Consider the following 21276-nt stretch of genomic DNA (forward strand, 5'->3'; position numbering starts at 1 on the left):
CAGTTACTTTGGGTGGATTGAGTAATGGTCCTTTACCAAATCTTGCATAAATTCCCACCCAAATTTGGAAATCATATTCAGCAATCCCGTATTTATGCCTAACTGATGCTAAAGTAACATTACCGTTGGCATATTCTTCAACAGCTTTAAGTTTAGTTTTAACGCTAATTTTGGTCATATAAAATATCCCCAGAGTTGATTTCCAACTCTGGGGGTACACGTCAAGTTCACAACCTTTTTAATTCTGAAAACTAGCCTTCCATTAATTCCTTTTCTTTTGCACTTGCAATATCTTCAAGGTTCTTAATTCCAGCATCTGTTTCGTTTTGAACTTTCTTTTCAAGATCATGGAATTCATCATCATTAAAGTCGCCGTTCTTGTTACCCTTCTTTAAGTCATCCATCGCTTCACGACGAACGTTTCGAACTGCAACTTTTGCCTTTTCTAATTCAGCTTTAACGTCCTTTACTAATTCTTTCCGCCGATCTTCAGTTAATTGTGGGATGATTAAGCGAATTGAACTTCCGTCGTTTTGAGGAGTTAATCCTAAATTAGATGCATAGATTGCTTTTTCAATTTCTTCAAGCACGCTTTCATCATAAGGGGTGATTAATAATTGCCGTGCTTCTGGAATTGTGATTGATGCAACTTGATTTAATGGAGTTGGTGCTCCGTAATATTCAACTTTAACAGAATTTAATAAACTTGCATTGGCTTGACCCGCACGAATATCAGCAAGTGTCCGTTGAAGTGCATCACCTGATTTTACCATTTTTTGTTTGGCATCATTTAAAATTTCTTTTCCTGTAGCCATATTATCAGTCTCCTTCAATTGTTGTACCAACTTCTTGACCAGTTACTACTTTCATAATATTCCCTGATGTGTTCAAGTTGAAGACTACCAATGGAATATGATTGTCCATCGATAGTGAACTAGCAGTAGTATCCATTACATGTAAATTCTTTTCAATGATATCCATATGGGTTAAATGATCAAACTTAGTAGCATCCTTAACTTTATTTGGATCATCTGAGTAAACACCGTCAACCCCATTTTTACCCATTAAAATGGCATCAGCGTTGATTTCTGCTGCTCGTAATGCGGCAGTAGTATCAGTTGAGAAGTAAGGACTTCCTGTTCCACCAGCAAAAATAACGATTCGATCTTTCTCTAAATGACGAATAGCTTTCCGCCGAATATATGGTTCAGCAATTTGGCGCATTTCAATTGAAGTTTGTACTCGGGTAGGAACACCAATTGATTCAAGCGCATCCTGAAGTGACAAGGCATTCATAATGGTTGCTAACATTCCAATATAGTCAGCTTGTGCACGTTCCATCCCTAATTCAGCACCAGTAACACCACGCCACATGTTACCACCACCAACAACAATGGCAATTTGAACACCCAAATCATGAACTTCTTTTAATTCCTTAGCTACATCTTTTAAAACGGGAGGGTTAATCCCAAAACCTTTGTCGCCAGCTAATGCTTCTCCACTGAGTTTTAAAATTACTCGCTTATATTTAATATCTGCCATATGATATCCTCCTTGAATTTGCAAGTTAATTTTTAAAAAAGGACGCACTACATTGAGTACGTCCTCCTTTTGACCGAACGCTTAGTTCATTTGGTCCTTAACTTCTTGAGCAAAGTCATCTTGCTTTTTTTCGATTCCTTCACCGACTTCGTAACGAATGAAGGACTTCAATTTACCATTCTTACTTGAAACATATTGTTCAACAGTTTGGTCAGAATCCTTAACAAAGTCTTGATCTGCTAAACAAATTTGTGAAAGGAACTTGTTTAAACGACCTTCAACAATCTTGTCAACGATCTTTTCAGGCTTTCCTTCGTTCAAAGTTTCTTCCTTGAAGATAGCACGTTCATGGTCAAGACGTTCTTGAGAAACATCATCACGAGTCATGAATTCAGGATTGATAGCTGCAACGTGCATTGCAACATCCTTAGCAGTAGCATCATCAGCACCTTCTAAGACAACTAATGCAGCAATTTGACCACCTTGGTGTAAGTATGCACCAAAGCTATCACCGTCATCCTTTTCTACAACAGTGAACCGACGAAGACTAACCTTTTCACCAGTCTTTTGTGTAGTACTGATAATATCATCATTTAATGTACCATTTTCAGTCTTGATTTCTAATGCTTCTTCAACATTAGCAGGCTTGTTTTCACTAATTAACTTAGTAACCTTCTTCAATAAGTCCTTAAATGGTTCACTAGCAGCAACGAAATCAGTTTCTGAATTCAATTCAACGATTGCAGCTGTATTACCATTAACAGCAATATCAGCTAATCCTTCAGCTGCAACACGGTCACTCTTCTTGGCTGCCTTAGCAATACCCTTTTCACGAAGGTAGTCCATTGCTTTGTCCATGTCACCATCACTAGCAACTAATGCCTTCTTAGCATCCATGATACCGGCACCGGACTTTTTACGTAATTGCATAACTTGAGCAGCTTTAATTTCAGCCATGACGAAATCTCTCCTTTTATACTCTTTTTTTGAAAAAAGGGCTGTTTAGTACTTAGGCCAGAATGGTCCGTACAAAACAGCCCAAGAATTTAATGTTTTTAGTCTTCTTTACCTTCAACGCTGTTCTTCAAGTTCTTTAATGAATCTTCGCTAACAGTTTCGTTAGCAGCGTTATCATCAGCAGTTTCTTGTTGAGCATCGTCTTGACCTTGCTTACCTTCAACAAAAGCATCAGCCATCTTTGAAGTGATTAAGCGGACGGCACGGATAGCATCATCGTTTGATGGGATAACGTAATCAATGTCGTCTGGGTCAGTGTTAGTATCAACCATAGCTACGATTGGAATGTGTAACTTTTGAGCTTCCTTAACAGCAATTTGTTCCTTGTGAGGATCAACAATGAACATAACATCTGGGATCCGTGGCATATCTTCAATACCACCAAGGAAACGTTCAAGCTTTTCACGTTGCTTAGTTAAGACAGCAACTTCCTTCTTAGGAAGAACATCAAATGTACCGTCTTCGCTCATCTTCTTAAGTTCCTTCAAACGAGCGATCCGTGATTGGATAGTCTTCCAGTTGGTCAAAGTACCACCTAACCAACGGTGGTTAACATAGTATTGACCTGCACGAGTAGCTTCTTCTTCAATAGCATCTTGAGCTTGCTTCTTTGTACCAACAAATAAAGCAACACCATCGTTAGCAGCAACATCCTTCATGTAGTTGTAAGCAGTATCAATTAACTTAACAGTCTTTTGTAAGTCAATGATGTAAATACCGTTACGTTCAGTAAAGATGTATTCTTCCATCTTTGGGTTCCAACGACGAGTTTGGTGACCGAAGTGGACACCGGCTTCAAGCAATTGCTTCATAGATACAACAGACATAAATATACCTCCAAATTGTTTTTCCTCCCCAGTCTTCTTCTGGCAATGGGACTATTTAAGCACCCTCACCACCATCATTCTGGGTGTGAAATTGGCGTGTAACACCGAAATATAGTATACAAAAAACCTTGCAAAGTGACAAGGTTTTTCACTTAACTTATTTTAAAATTTAACTAGTTTATCTGACGTCCCAGTTTTAATCAAATCTAGATTGGCAGATAAGCTCATCTTAACCATATTTTTGATTGCTTGATCAGTATAGAAAGCAATATGTGGCGTGATTAAAACATTTGGCCGATCAACTAAATCTTTAAATTCGTCATAATCAACTTCTTGGAAATCAATTTGCTGGTTAAAAATCTTGGTTTCACCAGTCATTACGTCTAGAGCAGCTCCTCCGACTTTACCGCTATTCAATGCTTCGATCAACGCCTTTTCATCGACTAATGGTCCACGGGCAGTGTTAACCAGTAAGACCCCGTCCTGCATCATTGCAAATGTTTTTTCATTAAGCATTTTATCTGTCGCTGGAACATGGGGCAAATAAAGTGAAATAATTGTTGCTCGTTTATATAATTCATCAAGGCTAACGTATTCAACAATTCCTTCTAGTTCCTTATTTTGATGACGGCTATACGCAATCACTTTTGCACCAAAACCAGCAAAAATTTTAGCTGCTGTGGAGCCAATGTTTCCTGTTCCAACTATCCCGACAACCTGCTTATTCATTTCCTTAGCAAGATGCGGTGCCCAGTTATAATCTCCTTTCGCTAACTTCAAATAAAATTCTTTTGTTCGCCGCAAAAGATTAAGGGCTTGCGTAACTGAAAATTCGGCAATCGCAGCTGGGGAATAAACCGGTACATTAGTAATTTGGAAACCAAGTTTTTGTGCTAATTCATGGTTAAGATTATCAACCCCAACATTTCGCAATGACATCTTTGTAATACCATTAAGTGCTAATTGACGTAAGGCCTCATCTGAATAAGGCTTTTGCTGGAATACTACTACTCCATCGCTTCCTTTAGACAAGTTGGCTGTGCTTTCGTCTAAAAGTTTCGTTGTTGAGTCTACAGTTACTTCAGGATGTTCCTCTTGCCATTCCTTAATGTAAGGAACTTCATCCTGATAAACACCATACATATAAATCTTCATCTTAATTCCTCCGTAGTTTCAATAAATCGACACCATGGTCTAGTAAGAATTTTTCTTTTTGGCGGCGGGTTTGATGTTTAAAATAATATTCCGCACTCAGGGCATCATGCTTTGATTCAAATTCCTCTGAATAAATAAGCTTTAGCGGATGACGCTTTTTCACACGAGTATATTTTGCCCCTTGATAAGTCTGATGAGTATGAAAGCGCCGTTTAACATTGTTGGTAAAGCCACAATAAAAGCTATTATCCGCGCAATACAATACATAAATATAGTATTTCTCACTTGCCATATAATAGCTCCTGAACCGCTGGAGTATACTCGTTATCTTCTCCATGAACAATCAATGGTGGTACTACTTTTACTCCCCCCGGCCGGCCATCCTTAATCACTTCAAGCAGCAAAATATTCGCATCACGATCAGGTTTAGGGTGAATAAACTGAATTCTTTTAGGCGCTAATCTGTTTTCCTGACATACTTGTAAAATTTCACCTAAACGATCTGGACGATGCACAAGATACCCATGACCATTCATTTTTAATAAACCACTCATCTTTTGAATAACTGTCACTAAATCAGTTGCTATTTCATGACGAGCAATCGCTAAAGCTTTATTTGGATTCTTCTGGCTTTGGGCTGTAACTGGGAAATAAGGAGGATTACAAAGGACAATATCAATCGAATCCTTAGAAATATAATCATTAATATTAGCAATATCATCATTAATGACAGTATAACGATCTTGTAAATCATTTAGCAAAATTGTCCGTTCAGCCATATCAGCAATCTGTGGTTGTAATTCAACTTCAGTAAATGTTCCGCCAAGCTTATCGTGGAGAAAAATGCCGATTGCCCCATTTCCAGCGCATAAATCAACAATTTTCAATTTCTGTCGATGATTGGGACGCACGAAATTTGCTAATAAGACAGCATCTAATGAAAACGCAAAATAATGGGGATTTTGGATTATCTGTACATCCTGACTATATAACTGATCAATTCTTTCATCCTTTTTTAGAATATTTTTATTTTCCATTATGTCCTCCATTATTTTTTGTACTTGCAAGATCCACTTTTTTTCGTCATACTGAGGAACGAAAACTTAATTTTGTTATAGATTGGAAGATTGACATGTTGTACACTTTCCTCGTTAAAATCGTTAATCCATTTTTAAATTTGATTAACGGGCGACCTAAAATATACAATCGGGAAAACATCCCTGAAGGCAATTATATTATTATTGCACCTCATCGCACTTGGATGGATCCTGTCTTACTAGCGCTTGCCGTATGGCCCAAAAAATTTAGCTTCATGGCTAAAAAAGAACTTTTTAAGAATCCAATTGCTAGCAAATTCTTAAAAGCGTTGAATGCCTATCCAGTTGATCGGAAAAATCCTGGACCGTCTGCTATCAAAAAGCCGGTTACAATTTTAAAGAAAACTGATTTATCGACCATTATTTTTCCTAGCGGATCACGCTACTCATCTAAATTAAAAGGCGGGGCCACTGTGATCGCTAAAATGGCAAATGTTCCCTTAGTTCCTGCTGTTTACCAAGGCCCCCTAAAATTTAGCCAGCTATTTACCCGTAAACCTCGCCAAATCGCATTTGGAAATCCTATTTATATTGACCGAAAGCAACGACTTACTCCTGAAGTACAGACTGATTTAGAAAAGCAAATGCAAGATGCTTTTGACCAATTAGATCGACAAATTGATCCTAATTATAAATATATCGTTCCTCCAAAGCCGAAGAATGACGAATTTTAATTTCCAATATAAAAGGATGTGATAAATATCACATCCTTTTATATTATTTACGATTTGATTTTTTAGCTTGTGCTTTCATCGCTTGCATCATTTGATGTAATTTACGACTTGATGGTTTTTGTCCCATTTGAAGCATCATTGTCCGCAGCATCTCTTCCGAAATCGGTGGATTATTGCGGAGGTAGTTTTCCATGTATTTACGTGCACCAAAGAAGCCGATAACCAAACCGACTAATAATGCAAGAATCATTAGCATGATCGTCATACCCACAATTACTTCCTCCTTTGCTCGTTACCTATCCATCTTACACGAAAGAGCAATCTTTGAAAAGAGCAAATCACTGTTAATCGTCACGAAGTCCTTTTTTACGTTGGATTTCACGAACTTTTTCAGGAGTAACTTCTTTCCCTTCTTTATCAAAGATCCGCATCATTTCAATATTACTGCGCATTGCTTCCCTAAAGTTTTTAAGATATTCCTTTCTCAAACGATCTCGTTCTTTTGTTTCTTCTTCAGTTAAGCCTTCCTCTTTATTTTTATGAGCAAGTTCATTAATTCGCTTCAATAAAGCTTCTTGTTCTTTAGATTCAGCCATTATAATCATCTCCTTAATAAAGTCGATTTTACTTATTTTATAAAACTAATGCAAATCGCGAACGTACGTTTGAAATATGCATCTATCTATGATAAGCTTAACACAATTAATGATAATGAGGTGTCAATATGGCAAAGGTAGCAAAAAATAAACAAATGGCCGTCCTAAATTATATTCACAAGCAAGTTGAAGATCATGGCTATCCACCGACTGTTCGTGAAATTTGTAGTGCTGTTGGCCTGTCTTCAACTTCAACAGTCCATGGACACATCTCCCGCTTAATTGAACAAGGATTCTTACAAAAAGACCCTTCTAAGCCTCGAGCACTTGAGATTACACCCAAGGGACTTGATATTTTAGGTGTAAAACCGATTCAAAAAGAAATTCCAATGCTTGGCGTTGTTACGGCTGGACAACCAATTTTAGCAGTCGAAAATGCTACTGAGTTTTTCCCGATACCTCCTTCTATCCAAGATAATAATGATTTGTTTATGCTTACCATTCGTGGAACCAGTATGATTAAAGCAGGAATTTTTAATGGCGACCAAGTAATTGTGCGTAAACAATCCACCGCTAAAAATGGTGATATCGTTATTGCAATGAATGATGATAATGAAGCTACTTGTAAACGATTCTATAAAGAAAAAACACGTTTTCGTTTACAGCCAGAAAATGATACGATGGAGCCAATCTTTTTAGACAATGTGAAAATTCTTGGTAAAGTGGTGGGACTATTTCGTGATCATATTTTCTAAGCCTAATAAAAAAGGAGTCCATTTTAGGGCTCCATTTTTTATTTAGCTTCATAAATCCGTTGATGATCCTTTTGCCCTTTAAGAACGAAAGGTAATGGATCATTAGCAACATCAAACTCGATATCCTGGTCATTCATTCCTAATTGACTACTAAATAGCTTTTCGTATTCTGCCACCGAAACCTGGTGACGATGCTTTAGTTCTTCTTGAATATTATTCATATAATGCTCGTAGCCATCTTCTAGGATTCCTGTGTAGAACTCTCCTTCTGCACCAGAACCATAGCTAAATAACCCAATTCGACTTCCAGCTCTTAAGTCACTATTTTGTAACAACGACATTAATGATAAATATAGGGAGCCAGTGTAAAGGTTACCAATTTGGCGCGAAAATAGCTGACTTGCGGTTAATTGTGTTCGTAATCGTTGAGCTACTTCGTCATTACGATCTTTGAGCAACCCTTCTAATCCTTTCTTCCCCATTTTAGTAAATGGCATATGAAATGTAAGAGCAGCAAAATCCGCTAATTCTCGCCCAGTTAATTGCTGGTAACGGGTAAAAGTTTGCAGGAAAAATTCAATATAAACATTAGTAGAGTATTTTCCATCTACTAGCGCTTCTGTTGCATATAGCGGTCGCCAAAAATCCATTATATCCTTACTGTAAGCAACAGTTGTATCTTCAAGGGTTAGAATGTGAGGATTCCGCGAAACCAGCATTGCAACTGCTCCAGCTCCTTGAGTCACCTCTCCTGGAGTATTTAATCCATAACGAGCAATATCAGCAGCGATCACTAATACAGTTTCTTGGGGATTAAGTGCCACTACTCCCTTTGCAAATTGGATAGCAGCTGTTGCAGAATAACAAGCCTCTTTCATTTCTACCGTTCGGGTAAAGTCGCTAAGCCCTAATAAGTGTTTAATGTAGATCGCGCTTGCTTTTGAATTGTCAATCCCTGACTCAGTTGCCACAATTACTGTCGAAATATTTTTTTCTAATTCCGGAGTAAGCAATTTTTTCGCTGCCGTAGCTCCTAAAGTTACAATATCTTGCGTAGGTGGCACAACTGCCTGTAGATCCTGTCCAATTCCAATGGTAAATTTATTGGGATCTACGCCGCGTTCTTTTGCTAATTCAACAAGATCTAAATAATCATTTGTTGTTGCAAAAGCCATTTTATCAATACCAATTCTCATTTCTTATCATCCTCTTGTTAAATAATTATAACTGATCCATCGTTTTATTTAGCAATTCATCGACCTTATTATTTCCAGCATTCGTTGCATGACCCTTAGTCCAATCAAAATGTAAATTAGGGAACTGAGGTAAAAGGGCAACAATTTCTTCCCATAGTTCTTTATTTGCTACTGGCTTGCCACCAGCGGTTAACCATCCCCACCGCTGCCAATTAGTTAACCAGCCTTTCATAATTGGGTCTAGTACGTAATGTGAATCCAAAATCGCTGTAATTGGTTGAGCTTGAAAGCCGAGTTCTAATAGTTTAGTTAGTGCTTTAATTAAAGCTGTAATCTCCATTTTATTATTAGTAGCTCCAAATTCGCCAGCAGTTCCTGTATAAGCTTGATCCTTAGTTTGAATAAAATAAGCCCAGGCCGCTTTATCATCTGCCTTAACGTGCTGTCCTAACTTATTACCATGATTGCGGGAGCCTCCATCAGTATAAACAAGGATATCATCAGAATAATTAACTGCTTTAGTCGATGTTACGGTATTTCCCGTAGTCTGAAGCCACTCATTAGCACCCTCAAGCGTTAAGAAGCTTTTAAACTTAGCATTCGGATAGCCATTAACTTCCTTCTGACATTCAGTCCAAGTTTTATATATTCCCGGATGACGACCTTTTTTGACTGCATAATATTTTTTTACCATAAAAATCCCCTAATCAAATTTCAAATTACATCATATATTAGAATATCATATCAGCAAGAAATCATTTCTGCAAAATTATTAAATAGCTATTTCCTTGATTGATATTCTCTTTACGCTTTACAATTTTTTTGTTACAATAATAAAGTTGAAATGGAGACATACTCAAGTGGCTGAAGAGGACGGTTTCGAAAACCGTTAGGCGTGTAAAAGCGTGCAGGGGTTCAAATCCCCTTGTCTCCTTTATCTAAAGTTTTGCTGATATTCAATAGTTGTTAAAACGTTGGTATATCAGCTTTTTTATTACACAAAAAAGGACACCTATTAAGTGCCCTAATCTGTCTTGAACTAATCTTAGGTTATTTAGTTTTATTGATTAGCAATATCATATGTGGTTTTGCCGTCTTTGGCAGTATACAACGCCTTACTAGAATCACTTGGATTCATAATGCTAATTGAATATCCTTCACCTAATGCTTTTTCTACTTGCCCTGAATTACTTTTAATCGACTTAGTTAAGTTAGGCCAGCCCATTTGTTCAGCCTGACTTGGATCTTGCGCTAAAGCTTTCAACGCTTCAACCGTATTATCATCAGTTGGCGTGATCTGGAATGTCTTACTATCTTCGTTATAGTCAACTGACCCTAGTTTTGAATAACCCTTTTGCATTTGACGCAAAACAGCCATTGTCTTACTTTCTTGTTGCGCTTCATTTGCACTTGAATTACCAATTGTCAATCCATTTGAAAATGATGAAAAGCTACTAGACCGCGCAACCTGTGAAGATGAAGTACTTTGGCTTGAGCTAGCAGAATTATTATGATGAAAATAAGGTAAATTAATCACACCATAAACAATTGCGATAATACTCAATACAACAATGATTGTCCCACTTTTCCATTCACGGTACTGTTGCCATGAATTAGCAAGATAAAAACCACCCAAAATTAAAAATAGGGCTCCCATTATTACTAAGAAAATCATAAATTAACTGGCTCCTTTTTATCAACGTAATGTTATTGTCCCGCATTCATTGTATATATACAACTATAATTTAAAAAGAAAAAAGGCTAGTATCCCCAGCCTCCTCCTAATTAAAATTCCATTAATGCCTTCATATCGTAATCTTTAAGCTTATCACGACCATGAAGATCTTTTAATTCAATTAAGAACGCACAGCCAACAACAATACCACCCATTCGTTCAACCATATCAATCGTTGCGGAGATTGTTCCACCTGTAGCTAAAAGATCATCCACAACAAGAACTCGTTGTCCTGGTTTAATTGCATCGGCTTCCATTTGCAAGGTAGCTGTTCCATATTCTAAGTCATAAGATGCACTAATTGCTTTTCTTGGCAACTTACCTTTTTTCCGTGCCGGAGCAAATCCAACACCCAATTCACGAGCAATAGGACATCCAACAATAAAGCCTCGTGCTTCTGGTCCTACTACCATATCTACCTTTTTATCCTTAGCATAATCAACTAATTCGTCAGTAGCTTGCTTAAATGCAGCTCCGTCAGCCATTAAGGGTAAAATATCCCGAAAAATAACACCCTTTTCTGGATAATCAGGAACACTAGCTACGTATTTATAAAGGTCTAAAGCCATGAGATAAATAGTCTCCTTACTCTAAATTTAGATATTCCAATAGCCATTTAGCAACCGTTGCCGCATCATTAAAAAGCAACTGTTGTTCAACTTTGTATTGTGCTAATTGTTTTTGATAACGTTTAGTTTGCGTTAAATCAGTCTTATTAGTTGGCTCATTAAACTTTAACACATCATCTTTTATTGTAACAAATCCTGCTTCAGAAAACACTTGAATCATTAGATTTAATCGATCCATATTAATTTTTAACTGATTGCTAACTGCTTTAGCTTGGATTGGCCATTTTAATTCTTTTTGCTTATAAATAAATCGATAAAGCTGTGCAAAATCATTCCGTGTTGGCAGTCCAGCTAAATAGGCACTTTTTCGCTGATATAGCAATAAGCGAATAGTTGCCGGCTCCCCTTCATCCTTTGCAAAAATCTGTTTTAGCATTTCTTCACTAGATGGACAGTCAACCAACGTAACTCGTTGACCAGAAAAATCAGTCTTAATTGCTTCTTCGATCGATAAAGTATAGCCAGGGGCCACATGAGGAGCAATATTGTCTCGTAATCTTGGTTCTCTTACAATGTAATAATCTGAAGACCTAAAAAGCTGAGGAGTTAACTTATTCGTTCGTTCATCAATAATTACTGTTCCATTGATTTGCAGGTCTTCTAGCATCAATTGGACGCTTTTTTTACCACGCCACTCATTGAGGCTAACTTTAACAGCTAAATTAACTTGTCCGGTTGGCGCGGATAATAGTGTTGCCAAATTTCCTTGACCAAAAGCAACGACCGTTAGATTTTCTTTACCACTTACAATCGAAAATTTTAAATGCTGGTGTTCTTGTCCCATTGTTTTAACGTCGACAACTTTAACGTTATTTAATTCAAAAACTGGTTCCATATTTCCTGGACCAAATGGAGCAACTCGTTGAATATCGTTATATAACTCTTGGGTAACATCAGCTGGTTCAAGTTGCATTGCGATCGGAAGAGGCTGCTTTACCGTTGGATCAAATTTTTGTTGATTTGCTTCTTCTTCCAAGGCTGTTTGCAGGGATGCAATATTTCCCTGTTCAAAAGAAAGACCACAAGCAGCAGGGTGTCCACCAAATGTTGTAAATAGTTCACGATGAGCCTCCAAGGCATTGAACAAATTAAAACTGTCAACGCTTCTACCAGATCCCTTTATTAAGGTCGGATTATTTTGATCAGTTGATGCCACAATTGTTGGCTTTCCGGTCTCATTCATAATCCGACTAGCAACAATTCCTAATACGCCTTGATGCCAACCTTTTCCAACAATTAATAAGGTCCTTTTCTGCTGGTTAGCTGAGCTATTAGCCTGTTTTTCTGCCTCTTTCATAATCTCAGCAACTAGATTCTGACGTTCTTTATTCGCCTGATCTACTTCTTTAGCTAATTTTTGTGATTCATTCTCATCCAAACTCGTCAGCAGCTTAACTCCATCATTAGCATCAGCAATTCGGCCAAGTGCATTTAGCCGTGGTGCAATTCCAAAGCCAATATCCTGATCAGTTAGATTGTTAGCCTTAATATCAGCTAATTCCATTAAAGCCGCTAATCCTGGACGCATCCCCTGTCGTAATTGCTGAATGCCATAGGAAATTAACGCATGATTTTCGTCCGTAACGTTTACTACATCAGCTATTTCACCAATTGCAACTAAATCCAGTTCTTCAATAGGGAATTCACCGGTTAAAGCCCAGGCCACCTTAAATGCAACCCCAACGCCTGACAAATCAGGAAAAGGATAATTACTACCAGGATAACGAGGGTGAACAATCGCAACTGCATTAGGCAGATCAGCTGGCAACTCATGGTGATCAGTAATTACAACATCTACTCCTGCTGCCATTACCTTATCGATAACATTTTTTCCGCTAACGCCATTATCCACCGTAATAAAAAGCTGGGTACCATTATCAATAAGCCGTTGGTAAGCATCCATGTTAGGCCCATATCCATCTGTAAACCGATTTGGCACATAATAATTAACATTAGCACCGACAGATAATAACGTTTCATACATTAAGGATGTGCTAGTAATTCCATCTGCATCATAATCACCATAAATAGTAATTTGTTCTTGCTTTTCAACTGCCTGCTCAATCCGCTCAACTGCTTTATCCATATCATGCAATAAGGTTGGATCATGGATCTCTTCCATCGATGGTTCAAAGAATTTTTTTGCTTGTTCGGTTGAATCGATTCCTTGCTGAGCTAATAAGGTTGCTAATATTCTAGAAATGCCTAACTCTTTTTCAAGATTATCCACAGTTGCTGAGGAATCATTATCGGCAAGTTTCCACTTAAATTTTGTATCAATCATTTAAAATTAACCACCATTTCAACGCCAAAATTAAACAAGAGGCTGGGATAAACTCAGTCTCTTTTATTTTGCCCCTTTCATTTTTTGAAAGAAACTGCTAAATTCTGCAATTTCTCGAAAATAAGGGAGCATATTATAAGTTCTTCTTATCCTGTTGGAAATCAAAAAATTTCTTAATTGCCCAGTCACCTAAACCGGGAATAACTTGGTAAGCCCAGCCAAGATAAGCCACATATCCTGGAACATTAATTTCTCTCGTCTTATACCCAACATTATTCCAAATTCGTCGAGCTAAGTCTTCAGGAGAGATAAACATCCATTTTGGTAAATGGGCCCGATACGTATAATCATTATCCGCTTTATCAAAGAAAGGTGTATCAATTGGACCAGGATTCACCGTCAAGACTTGGACACCATAATCAGCAACTTCCATTCGTAAAACGTTATCAAACTGGATTACTCCGGCTTTCGTTGCTGAATATACAGCGCTATTTGGTGTAGGCAATTTACCAGCTAATGAACCCATATTAATAATGGCACCATACCCTTGATCCATCATTTGTTTAGCCACACACCGACTAATATACATTAAAGCTAAGAGATTTGTATGTACCATTTTTTCCATTGAGCGGTAAGATTCCTTAACTACGGGAATAAAGTCACCAAGCCCAGCAGAATTAATTAATACATCGATTCCTCCTACTTCATGTTGAACCTTCGAAAGCACATCATCAATTTGATCAGGGTCGGTGACATCTAATTGATAAGCAAATGCTGGCCGACCTGATAAAATCAAACATTTTTTAGCTACCTCTTGCAACTTCTCAAGATTACGAGAAGCAACAACAACAATTGCGCCGCGACGAGCTGCCTCAAAAGCCAACTCTTTGCCGATTCCACTTGAACCACCAGTAATTAATACAACTTCATTTCGTAGAAAACGTAACGTCTTTACTCTTCTCAGCATCTTTTGCCATCTCTTTTCATTTTTTGAACGGAATATCAATTACATCAAAATCATTAACAACTCGAGTATCAGGAATAATATTACGAACTTGATATGCCAATTGATAAGCTGCTTTACCAGTGTATCGTGCTGAAATATGATTTAACAATAATTTTTTAACACCAGCTTTTTTCGCAATTTCAGCTGCTTGTTTGCTGGTTGAATGGTAATAATTGTGTGCCATCTTTGTCTCATCTTTAGCAAAAGTACTTTCATGCACTAATACATCTGCATTTTGCGCCAACAGAATTGCATTCTTCGTTTGTCTAGTATCACCTAGAATTGCAACAATACGTCCAGGTTGGGGGGTACCAATAAAGTCATGACCATCTAATACGCGACCATCTGGAAGGGTAACCTTTTTTCCAGCTTTTAATTGGCCGTAAATTGGTCCTGATGGTACTTTTTGTTCTCGTAATTTCTCAACTTGTAATTCTCCTGGATGATCCGCTTCTTCAATCCGGTATCCAAAACAAGCGATTTTATGATCCAACTTTCGTGCAATCACTCTAAAACCATGATCATTAAATAGTTCCCCGTCATCTGTTATTTCAACAAAGTGCAAAGGATAACTGAGGCGTGACTCACTTACTTGTAAAGAAGTCTGAACATACCGCTTTATTCCTACTGGTCCATAGATCGTCAATGGTTCGGTTCCTCCTTGAAAAGAGCGGGAACTTAGTAAACCAGGTAAACCAAAGATATGATCACCATGCAAGTGAGTAATAAAGATTTTTTCTATCTTTCGTGGCCTAATTGTTGTATTGAGAATTTGGTGTTGAGTAGCTTCTCCCACATCAAATAGCCAAATTGCGTTTCGTTCTTCTAACAACCGCAATGCAACGCTTGCTACATTACGTTGCTTACTTGGGGAACCAGCGCCTGTTCCTAAAAATTCAAGTTGCATTTATATTTTTCCTACCTTTGCTACGTATAATTTTATTGAATAAATTCAAAAACAAATTTTTCAATTCTTACAAGATCGCCATCTTGTACACCTTTAGCTCTTAACGCGTCATCAACCCCCATATGGCGGAGTTGACGCGCAAAGCGTAATTGACTTTCTTCATGAGTTAAATCAGTCATCTTAAATAACCGAATAAGTTTTTCACCGCCCAATACCCAGGTGCCGTCTTCATCCTTGGTAATGGTAAAGTCCGCTTCATCTGTCTTGTCAGGAGCAGCAGCACGATATTCAGCGACCAATTCTTTATCATGACTCTCACTATCAAATGCGGGCGTCTTATCTAAGAGATCAGCAGTTAATTGCATTAATTGTTGAACACCTTGATGAGTAACCGCTGAAATAGGGAAAATCTCTGGCTGCTTTTCTAAAGTCTTATCTGCTGCCAAATCAGCTTTAAAAGTAGCTAAGTTATCGGCAGAATTTGGCAAATCCATCTTTGTCGCAACTACAATTTGTGGTCGCTTTAATAACTCAGGATCGTAATTAGCAAGTTCCTTATTAATTTGCCGGTAACGTTCAATCGCTTGATGAGGATCTTCACTACTCATATCCACTAGGTGAAGAAGAACGCGCGTACGTTCAATGTGCCGTAAGAACTTCAATCCAAGGCCGACACCCTTAGATGCCCCTTCAATTAAACCAGGCATATCAGCCATCGCAAAATCACGACCATCCGGTAACATCACCATTCCGAGATTAGGGGTTAATGTCGTAAATTCATATGCAGCAATTTTAGGTTTAGCACCGGTTACTACTGATAATAAAGTTGACTTTCCAACAGAAGGAAAACCAATTAATCCGACATCAGCAAGCATCTTTAATTCTAATTCTAAGTAATGGTCTTCTCCTGGTTCACCATTTTCCGCAATTTCAGGAGCAGGATTTTTAGCACTGGCAAAGTGAATGTTGCCGCGGCCACCACGACCACCTTTAGCAACTACTAATTCTTGATCTTTTTCAACAAGATCACCAATAATCTCCCCTGTATCAAGATCCCTAACAGTAGTACCTTGAGGAACAGCAATAATTGTATCTTCTGCACTTGGACCAGTCATCTGTTTACTCATCCCATTGCCACCATTTTTAGCTTTAAAAATTCGGTGATAACGGAAATCCATTAAAGTCCGTAATCCTTCATCAACTTTTAAAATGATGCTGCCACCACGGCCACCATCCCCACCGGCTGGGCCACCGTTAGGAACATATTTTTCACGACGAAATGCTACCATTCCATCGCCACCCTTACCTGCATGTACTTCAATTTTTATTTGATCAACAAACATATTCATAATGATTGTCTCCGTTCTTTAGTCTATTATTTAGTATATTTAAAATTTACAAGCCTGTCAAAACTCAATCATGACTACTCCCCTTCGCCACCTCAGCATTTTTCTGCAATGAAACCTTGATTAGCTGGGCGGTAGGTCGATTAATTCCTAGTGAATGAATTTCATCAACCGATGCCTGAGCGATTTTGGTAATTGATCCATATTTTTTAAGCAATTTTGTTCGAGTTCGGGGTCCCACTCCCTTAATTTCATCCAAACGTGAGCTCAACGAATGCTTGGTATGAACGCGCCGGTGGAAAGTAATTGCAAACCGGTGAACCTCATCTTGAATGCGTTGAACTAAGTAAAAGCCTTGGCTACGTGGATTCAAATTAATATGGTGATCATCATCCCCGAACAATAAGTCAGCGGTTTGGTGTTTATCATTCTTTACCATCCCTACTACCGGAATATCGAGACCAAGTTCATTCTCTAAAATATCTTTAGCCGCGTCCATCTGAATTTCCCCACCATCCATAAAAATCATATCAGGCATTGGCTTGTTTTCTTTTAAGAGACGCGAATACCTCCGCCGAATAACTTCCCGGGTACTGGCAGCTTCATCAGCATGATTAATCACCGTTTTCAATTTATACTTCCGGTAAAAGTTTTTAGCTGGCTCTCCATTAATAAATACAACCATTGCACTAACAGGATCAGCTCCTTGAATATGAGAATGATCAAATGCTTCAATCCGGTGACCTTCAGGAAGTCCAAGAGCATCCGTAATCTCTTTCATCGCACCAGTAGTTTTACTTTGGTCCATCTCAAGCAGCCGAAATTTTTCATCTAAAGACAACTGAGCATTTTCATGTGCCATTGCTAAAAGATCCCGTTTTTCACCACGAACAGGGGTCCGAACCGGTACTCCTAGTATTTCACTTATTTCCTTATTAGGGAGGCCCTTGGGAAGGAGAATTTCACGAGGCAAAATATTATTACGACGATTATAAAACTGGAGAATAAAGCTGGTCATTTCTTCGACTGCCGTATCCACGATTGGAAATAGGCGTTTTTCTCGTTTCATTAACCGCGCTTGCCGGATAAAGAAAATTTGAATAGAAAGCCACCCTTTATCCATATAGAAATTAAATAAATCACGAGGGGTCTTATCATTTGAAATAATCTTTTGTTTTTCAACCGTCACTTCAATATAGTGAAGCTGGTCTCGAATTTCAGCAGCTCGTTCAAACTCCATATTTTCTGCTGCTAGTTGCATCTTTTTGGTTAACTGTCGCTTAACTGTCGCTGTGTTTCCACTCAAAAATGACTTAATTTTCTTAATTTGCTCTTCGTAATCACTCTTAGGAACTTCTTTAAAACAAGCTCCTAAACATTGTCCCATATGGTAATACAAACATGGACGGCCTTGATACCCATTACAGCGGCGCAATGGGTAGACCTTTTGAATGAAATGCATTGTCTCTTCGGCAGCATAGACATTAGGATAGGGGCCAAAATAATATCCCCCATCTTTTTTTATTTTACTAACGATCTTAATTTGAGGATCCCGCTCATTTGTTATTTTTATGTAGGGATAACCAGTTCCCTTTTTTAATTTAATGTTGAAATAAGGTTGATGTTTTTGAATCAGCGTTATTTCAAGTAAGAACGACTCCTTATTAGTCGAAGTCACAATGGTTTCAAAGTCTGCAACTTCCGAAACCATTTTAGCTACTTTACCGGTATGACTACTCTTAAAGTAAGAGCGCACTCGATTCTTTAAATTTTTAGCTTTACCAACATAAATTATCTGATCATTAATGTTTTTCATCAGGTAGCAACCTGGCTTGTCAGGTAACAATGCTAGTTTATGTTCTAAATGTTCACTGGCCATCGCAAAATCCCTCCGAAAAATTATCTAACAATATATTATATCTGAAAAATCATCATTAAGGCAAAGAAAGTGTTTAGAAATAATTGTACATTTAGTAAAATTTATGCTAGCATTTTGTCAAATATAAAAAAGGAGCTAAAAAAATGGGATTAGTTACTAGAAGAAGCGAACAGCTTGATAAATTATTTGATCAATTTGCGGTTGACCCTAAAAAACCAAAAGCAACTAAAAAAAACGACGACAAAAAAGAAAAAGATAACAAGGATAAAGAAAAGAAATAATGCAAAGGAGGCTGGGAGAAAATTTTTGTTTTCTCTCAGCCTCCACTACTTTTATGAACAATAGTAAAATAACGTGGAACTAGCTTAGCCAACCGCCTTGTCGAGGAGGTTATTTCCCACTCTCTATTTTTTTAATCTTGTTTTTTAAAACCAGTCGGATAGCGCTGATTTAATTCCTCAATATTTGCTTTGGCGACCTCTTCAAATGGAATATCGGCCCATTCTGCAATTTGAGATAAATACCATAAGACATCACCCATTTCGTGGATTAGTTCCTTACGATCTAATTTTCGACTACGAAAAGTATAGTTTTTTACTAAATCAACGACTTGTCCTGACTCGCCAGCTAATCCTAATGCACAATTTGTTAAAACTTGTTCATTCCCATATAAGGTTCGTTTTGCTGCATTTTGGTATTCATTAAAATCCAACTTAGTTCTTCCCCATTCGCTCTTCAATCCACTGCCAAACATCATCTTTACCCTTTTTTTCTGTAGCTGAAAATAGAATAATCGGTGTTGAACTCTCAACATCAAGGGTCTTTTTGATAAGGCTTAGTTGGCGATTCCACGCACTACGTTTTACCTTATCAATCTTTGTCCCTACGATTAATGTTGGAATATTATAATATTGTAACCAATTATACATATTTACATCATCCGGGGTTGGTTCATGCCGTGCATCAACTAATTGAATAACTCCGCGCAATTGTTCACGTTGGGTTAAGTATTGTTCGATCATTTTTCCAAATCGTTCTCGCTCTTTTTTCGAGACTTTGGCATAACCATATCCTGGAACGTCAACGAAATATACCTTATCCTCAACGTCATAGAAATTTAACGTCTGGGTTTTACCTGGCTGACTAGACGTATGAGCAAAATTGCGCCGGTTGATTAAGACATTTGTCAACGATGACTTCCCAACATTTGAACGACCAACTAAAGCAATTTCTGGAATATTTGTTTTAGGATATTGTTCATCACTTACGGCACTGATTGTTAAATCTACATTGTGAACTTCCATTTGCTTACCTCATTTCATTAAGAAGCTTTTTCATCCTTTAAAACGTAACGAGGTTCTGTATGTTGCGTTACACATCGTTTATCAATAATTACCTTTTCTACATCTTTACGACTTGGCAAGTCAAACATTACATCCCGCATTACATCTTCAATAATCGAACGGAGACCACGAGCACCTGTATTCCGCTTGATTGCTAGTTGTGCCATTGCTCGTAATGCACCATCAGTAAAGGTCAACTTACTTCCATCAAGGCGAATTAACTCTTGATATTGCTTAACTAATGCATTCTTTGGCTCAGTAAGGATTCGAACAAGGTCATCTTCATCAAGTTTTTCAAGAGCAGTCATCACAGGCAATCGTCCGATAAATTCTGGAATCAAGCCAAACTTAAGAAGGTCTTCTGGGATAACATGTTGCAAAATATTTTTATCCGTAACCTTTTCAGCTTCTCGTGAGTCTGTTCCAAATCCAATTGTCTTATCACCGAGTCGTTCCTTAACAATTGTTTCGATCCCATCAAAGGCTCCCCCCACAATAAAGAGGATATTCTTTGTATCGACTTGGATAAATTCTTGCTGTGGATGCTTACGTCCTCCCTGAGGCGGTACATTAGCAATTGTTCCTTCAAGAATCTTTAAAAGAGCTTGTTGAACCCCTTCTCCAGAAACATCACGCGTAATTGATACATTTTCACTCTTCTTTGCGATTTTATCAATTTCGTCAATGTAAATGATTCCTTTTTCAGCACGTTCCACATCAAAGTCAGCAGCCTGAAGTAGTTTAAGGATAATATTCTCAACATCTTCACCAACGTATCCAGCTTCAGTTAAAGTTGTAGCATCTGCAATCGCAAATGGAACATTGAGAATGCGGGCAAGTGATTGGGCAAGATAGGTCTTCCCAGAACCAGTTGGACCAATTACGGCAATGTTGCTCTTTTGAAGTTCTGTATCATTATTATCACCACTCATCATTGCATTAACCCGCTTATAGTGGTTATAAACAGCAACTGCTAATGTTTTTTTAGCATCACCTTGACCAATTACATAGTCATCCAGTTCGTTAACAATCTCTCCTGGAGTTGGCACACGGAAAGCTTTTTTAGCTTCATCTTCTGCTAATTCCTGATCAATAATTTGTTTACAAAGGTCAACACATTCGTTACAAATATAGACGCCAGGACCAGCAACAATTTTTTTCACTTCATCTTGAGACTTTCCACAAAATGAACAGTGAACTGAATCCATACCAGTGGTATCTTCAAACATAAATGAACCTCCTCTAAGACTTATTAAAACATGATAACAAAATTACTGTTTAATTTCGA

General features: G+C 37.8%; 24 protein-coding genes and 1 tRNA gene. 4 read left to right on the forward strand and 21 right to left on the reverse strand.

The annotated features are described in order from the left end of the window. Positions 1-251: 251 nt before the first annotated feature. From frr to CBG10_RS10085, 7 genes are all read right to left on the reverse strand, one after another. Complete coding sequence (gene frr, locus CBG10_RS10055) at positions 252-815, reverse strand: ribosome recycling factor (protein ID WP_019251790.1); 564 nt, start codon at positions 813-815, stop codon at positions 252-254. Positions 816-819: 4 nt separating this feature from the next. Next, positions 820-1542 carry a UMP kinase gene (gene pyrH / locus CBG10_RS10060; RefSeq protein ID WP_019251791.1) on the reverse strand — a complete coding sequence of 241 codons (723 nt, stop codon included), beginning with the start codon at positions 1540-1542 and terminating at the stop codon, positions 820-822. Positions 1543-1623: 81 nt separating this feature from the next. Continuing rightward, a complete protein-coding gene (tsf, locus tag CBG10_RS10065) occupies positions 1624-2499 on the reverse strand; it encodes a translation elongation factor Ts (protein WP_003666861.1) in 876 nt (291 codons plus the stop codon). Positions 2500-2597: 98 nt separating this feature from the next. Further along, positions 2598-3386 carry a 30S ribosomal protein S2 gene (gene rpsB / locus CBG10_RS10070; RefSeq protein WP_003666860.1) on the reverse strand — a complete coding sequence of 263 codons (789 nt, stop codon included), beginning with the start codon at positions 3384-3386 and terminating at the stop codon, positions 2598-2600. Between the two features lie 162 nt (positions 3387-3548). Then, on the reverse strand, positions 3549-4541 hold the full coding sequence (locus tag CBG10_RS10075) for a D-2-hydroxyacid dehydrogenase (protein WP_094512502.1): 993 nt from the start codon (positions 4539-4541) through the stop codon (positions 3549-3551). Position 4542: 1 nt separating this feature from the next. Further along, positions 4543-4833: a GIY-YIG nuclease family protein gene (locus tag CBG10_RS10080; RefSeq protein WP_003668197.1), complete on the reverse strand. Its 291-nt coding sequence runs from the start codon at positions 4831-4833 to the stop codon at positions 4543-4545. Then, positions 4823-5578 carry a tRNA1(Val) (adenine(37)-N6)-methyltransferase gene (locus CBG10_RS10085; RefSeq protein ID WP_094508685.1) on the reverse strand — a complete coding sequence of 252 codons (756 nt, stop codon included), beginning with the start codon at positions 5576-5578 and terminating at the stop codon, positions 4823-4825. The genes CBG10_RS10080 and CBG10_RS10085 overlap by 11 nt, the downstream gene beginning before the upstream one ends. A gap of 95 nt (positions 5579-5673) precedes the next feature. Here CBG10_RS10085 and CBG10_RS10090 point away from each other — a divergent pair, with 95 nt between their 5' ends. Beyond that, complete coding sequence (locus tag CBG10_RS10090; protein WP_003666856.1) at positions 5674-6312, forward strand: lysophospholipid acyltransferase family protein; 639 nt, start codon at positions 5674-5676, stop codon at positions 6310-6312. Between the two features lie 43 nt (positions 6313-6355). Here the strand turns inward: CBG10_RS10090 and CBG10_RS10095 are convergent, their stop codons facing one another. Then, on the reverse strand, positions 6356-6583 hold the full coding sequence (locus CBG10_RS10095; RefSeq protein ID WP_003666855.1) for a YneF family protein: 228 nt from the start codon (positions 6581-6583) through the stop codon (positions 6356-6358). A gap of 73 nt (positions 6584-6656) precedes the next feature. Beyond that, positions 6657-6908, reverse strand: a complete 252-nt coding sequence (locus tag CBG10_RS10100; RefSeq protein WP_029507850.1) for a DUF896 domain-containing protein — start codon at positions 6906-6908, stop codon at positions 6657-6659. A gap of 128 nt (positions 6909-7036) precedes the next feature. On the opposite strand from CBG10_RS10100, the gene lexA reads away from it, so the two are divergent. Beyond that, entirely contained in the window at positions 7037-7663 is a 627-nt protein-coding gene (gene lexA, locus CBG10_RS10105; RefSeq protein ID WP_003666853.1) for a transcriptional repressor LexA, read from the forward strand. Positions 7664-7701: 38 nt separating this feature from the next. Here the strand turns inward: lexA and CBG10_RS10110 are convergent, their stop codons facing one another. Next, positions 7702-8859: a hydroxymethylglutaryl-CoA synthase gene (locus CBG10_RS10110; RefSeq protein ID WP_094502574.1), complete on the reverse strand. Its 1158-nt coding sequence runs from the start codon at positions 8857-8859 to the stop codon at positions 7702-7704. Between the two features lie 25 nt (positions 8860-8884). Further along, positions 8885-9553, reverse strand: a complete 669-nt coding sequence (locus CBG10_RS10115; RefSeq protein WP_094512503.1) for a ribonuclease H family protein — start codon at positions 9551-9553, stop codon at positions 8885-8887. A 152-nt stretch (positions 9554-9705) separates the two neighbouring features. On the opposite strand from CBG10_RS10115, the gene CBG10_RS10120 reads away from it, so the two are divergent. After that, a tRNA-Ser gene (locus tag CBG10_RS10120) sits at positions 9706-9793 on the forward strand. A gap of 126 nt (positions 9794-9919) precedes the next feature. On the opposite strand, the gene CBG10_RS10125 is transcribed toward CBG10_RS10120, so the two are convergent. From CBG10_RS10125 to uvrC, 7 genes are all read right to left on the reverse strand, one after another. Next, a complete protein-coding gene (locus CBG10_RS10125; protein WP_094502572.1) occupies positions 9920-10534 on the reverse strand; it encodes a DUF308 domain-containing protein in 615 nt (204 codons plus the stop codon). A 110-nt stretch (positions 10535-10644) separates the two neighbouring features. Continuing rightward, a complete protein-coding gene (locus CBG10_RS10130) occupies positions 10645-11163 on the reverse strand; it encodes an adenine phosphoribosyltransferase (protein ID WP_094502571.1) in 519 nt (172 codons plus the stop codon). Between the two features lie 16 nt (positions 11164-11179). Then, a complete protein-coding gene (gene recJ, locus CBG10_RS10135; RefSeq protein WP_094512505.1) occupies positions 11180-13507 on the reverse strand; it encodes a single-stranded-DNA-specific exonuclease RecJ in 2328 nt (775 codons plus the stop codon). Positions 13508-13640: 133 nt separating this feature from the next. After that, positions 13641-14474 (reverse strand): SDR family NAD(P)-dependent oxidoreductase, encoded by an 834-nt coding sequence (locus tag CBG10_RS10140; RefSeq protein ID WP_029507544.1) that lies wholly within the window; start codon positions 14472-14474, stop codon positions 13641-13643. A gap of 16 nt (positions 14475-14490) precedes the next feature. Continuing rightward, on the reverse strand, positions 14491-15420 hold the full coding sequence (rnz, locus tag CBG10_RS10145) for a ribonuclease Z (RefSeq protein ID WP_003666845.1): 930 nt from the start codon (positions 15418-15420) through the stop codon (positions 14491-14493). A 32-nt stretch (positions 15421-15452) separates the two neighbouring features. Further along, positions 15453-16769 carry a GTPase ObgE gene (obgE, locus tag CBG10_RS10150; protein WP_094508677.1) on the reverse strand — a complete coding sequence of 439 codons (1317 nt, stop codon included), beginning with the start codon at positions 16767-16769 and terminating at the stop codon, positions 15453-15455. Positions 16770-16833: 64 nt separating this feature from the next. Then, the gene (gene uvrC / locus CBG10_RS10155) at positions 16834-18645 is read right to left on the reverse strand and encodes an excinuclease ABC subunit UvrC (RefSeq protein WP_094508676.1); all 1812 of its coding nucleotides are present in this window, start codon (positions 18643-18645) and stop codon (positions 16834-16836) included. Between the two features lie 143 nt (positions 18646-18788). On the opposite strand from uvrC, the gene CBG10_RS11355 reads away from it, so the two are divergent. Then, the gene (locus CBG10_RS11355) at positions 18789-18926 is read left to right on the forward strand and encodes an SPJ_0845 family protein (RefSeq protein WP_003666842.1); all 138 of its coding nucleotides are present in this window, start codon (positions 18789-18791) and stop codon (positions 18924-18926) included. A gap of 131 nt (positions 18927-19057) precedes the next feature. On the opposite strand, the gene CBG10_RS10160 is transcribed toward CBG10_RS11355, so the two are convergent. From CBG10_RS10160 to clpX, 3 genes are read right to left on the reverse strand one after another with little or no spacing between them, the layout of a single operon-like run. Next, entirely contained in the window at positions 19058-19357 is a 300-nt protein-coding gene (locus tag CBG10_RS10160; protein WP_003674350.1) for a nucleoside triphosphate pyrophosphohydrolase family protein, read from the reverse strand. Position 19358: 1 nt separating this feature from the next. After that, complete coding sequence (gene yihA, locus CBG10_RS10165) at positions 19359-19949, reverse strand: ribosome biogenesis GTP-binding protein YihA/YsxC (protein WP_003668240.1); 591 nt, start codon at positions 19947-19949, stop codon at positions 19359-19361. Positions 19950-19966: 17 nt separating this feature from the next. Next, complete coding sequence (gene clpX / locus CBG10_RS10170; RefSeq protein ID WP_019251266.1) at positions 19967-21217, reverse strand: ATP-dependent Clp protease ATP-binding subunit ClpX; 1251 nt, start codon at positions 21215-21217, stop codon at positions 19967-19969. Positions 21218-21276 lie beyond the last annotated feature (59 nt).

It is taken from the genome of Limosilactobacillus reuteri, from assembly GCF_002254085.1.
In the GTDB taxonomy this organism is placed as follows: domain Bacteria; phylum Bacillota; class Bacilli; order Lactobacillales; family Lactobacillaceae; genus Limosilactobacillus; species Limosilactobacillus reuteri_K.

What these genes read in the sequence shown, in the direction of transcription:
- recJ (WP_094512505.1), bottom strand. Translation starts at nt 13,507, where the DNA reads ATGATTGATACAAAATTTAAGTGGAAACTTGCCGATAATGATTCCTCA.
- CBG10_RS10130 (WP_094502571.1), bottom strand. Translation starts at nt 11,163, where the DNA reads ATGGCTTTAGACCTTTATAAATACGTAGCTAGTGTTCCTGATTATCCA.
- yihA (WP_003668240.1), bottom strand. Translation starts at nt 19,949, where the DNA reads ATGGAAGTTCACAATGTAGATTTAACAATCAGTGCCGTAAGTGATGAA.
- uvrC (WP_094508676.1), bottom strand. Translation starts at nt 18,645, where the DNA reads ATGGCCAGTGAACATTTAGAACATAAACTAGCATTGTTACCTGACAAG.
- tsf (WP_003666861.1), bottom strand. Translation starts at nt 2,499, where the DNA reads ATGGCTGAAATTAAAGCTGCTCAAGTTATGCAATTACGTAAAAAGTCC.
- CBG10_RS10125 (WP_094502572.1), bottom strand. Translation starts at nt 10,534, where the DNA reads ATGATTTTCTTAGTAATAATGGGAGCCCTATTTTTAATTTTGGGTGGT.
- CBG10_RS10075 (WP_094512502.1), bottom strand. Translation starts at nt 4,541, where the DNA reads ATGAAGATTTATATGTATGGTGTTTATCAGGATGAAGTTCCTTACATT.
- CBG10_RS10100 (WP_029507850.1), bottom strand. Translation starts at nt 6,908, where the DNA reads ATGGCTGAATCTAAAGAACAAGAAGCTTTATTGAAGCGAATTAATGAA.
- CBG10_RS10085 (WP_094508685.1), bottom strand. Translation starts at nt 5,578, where the DNA reads ATGGAAAATAAAAATATTCTAAAAAAGGATGAAAGAATTGATCAGTTA.
- obgE (WP_094508677.1), bottom strand. Translation starts at nt 16,769, where the DNA reads ATGAATATGTTTGTTGATCAAATAAAAATTGAAGTACATGCAGGTAAG.
- CBG10_RS11355 (WP_003666842.1), top strand. Translation starts at nt 18,789, where the DNA reads ATGGGATTAGTTACTAGAAGAAGCGAACAGCTTGATAAATTATTTGAT.
- lexA (WP_003666853.1), top strand. Translation starts at nt 7,037, where the DNA reads ATGGCAAAGGTAGCAAAAAATAAACAAATGGCCGTCCTAAATTATATT.
- rpsB (WP_003666860.1), bottom strand. Translation starts at nt 3,386, where the DNA reads ATGTCTGTTGTATCTATGAAGCAATTGCTTGAAGCCGGTGTCCACTTC.
- rnz (WP_003666845.1), bottom strand. Translation starts at nt 15,420, where the DNA reads ATGCAACTTGAATTTTTAGGAACAGGCGCTGGTTCCCCAAGTAAGCAA.
- clpX (WP_019251266.1), bottom strand. Translation starts at nt 21,217, where the DNA reads ATGTTTGAAGATACCACTGGTATGGATTCAGTTCACTGTTCATTTTGT.
- pyrH (WP_019251791.1), bottom strand. Translation starts at nt 1,542, where the DNA reads ATGGCAGATATTAAATATAAGCGAGTAATTTTAAAACTCAGTGGAGAA.
- CBG10_RS10090 (WP_003666856.1), top strand. Translation starts at nt 5,674, where the DNA reads ATGTTGTACACTTTCCTCGTTAAAATCGTTAATCCATTTTTAAATTTG.
- CBG10_RS10115 (WP_094512503.1), bottom strand. Translation starts at nt 9,553, where the DNA reads ATGGTAAAAAAATATTATGCAGTCAAAAAAGGTCGTCATCCGGGAATA.
- frr (WP_019251790.1), bottom strand. Translation starts at nt 815, where the DNA reads ATGGCTACAGGAAAAGAAATTTTAAATGATGCCAAACAAAAAATGGTA.
- CBG10_RS10140 (WP_029507544.1), bottom strand. Translation starts at nt 14,474, where the DNA reads ATGCTGAGAAGAGTAAAGACGTTACGTTTTCTACGAAATGAAGTTGTA.
- CBG10_RS10110 (WP_094502574.1), bottom strand. Translation starts at nt 8,859, where the DNA reads ATGAGAATTGGTATTGATAAAATGGCTTTTGCAACAACAAATGATTAT.
- CBG10_RS10080 (WP_003668197.1), bottom strand. Translation starts at nt 4,833, where the DNA reads ATGGCAAGTGAGAAATACTATATTTATGTATTGTATTGCGCGGATAAT.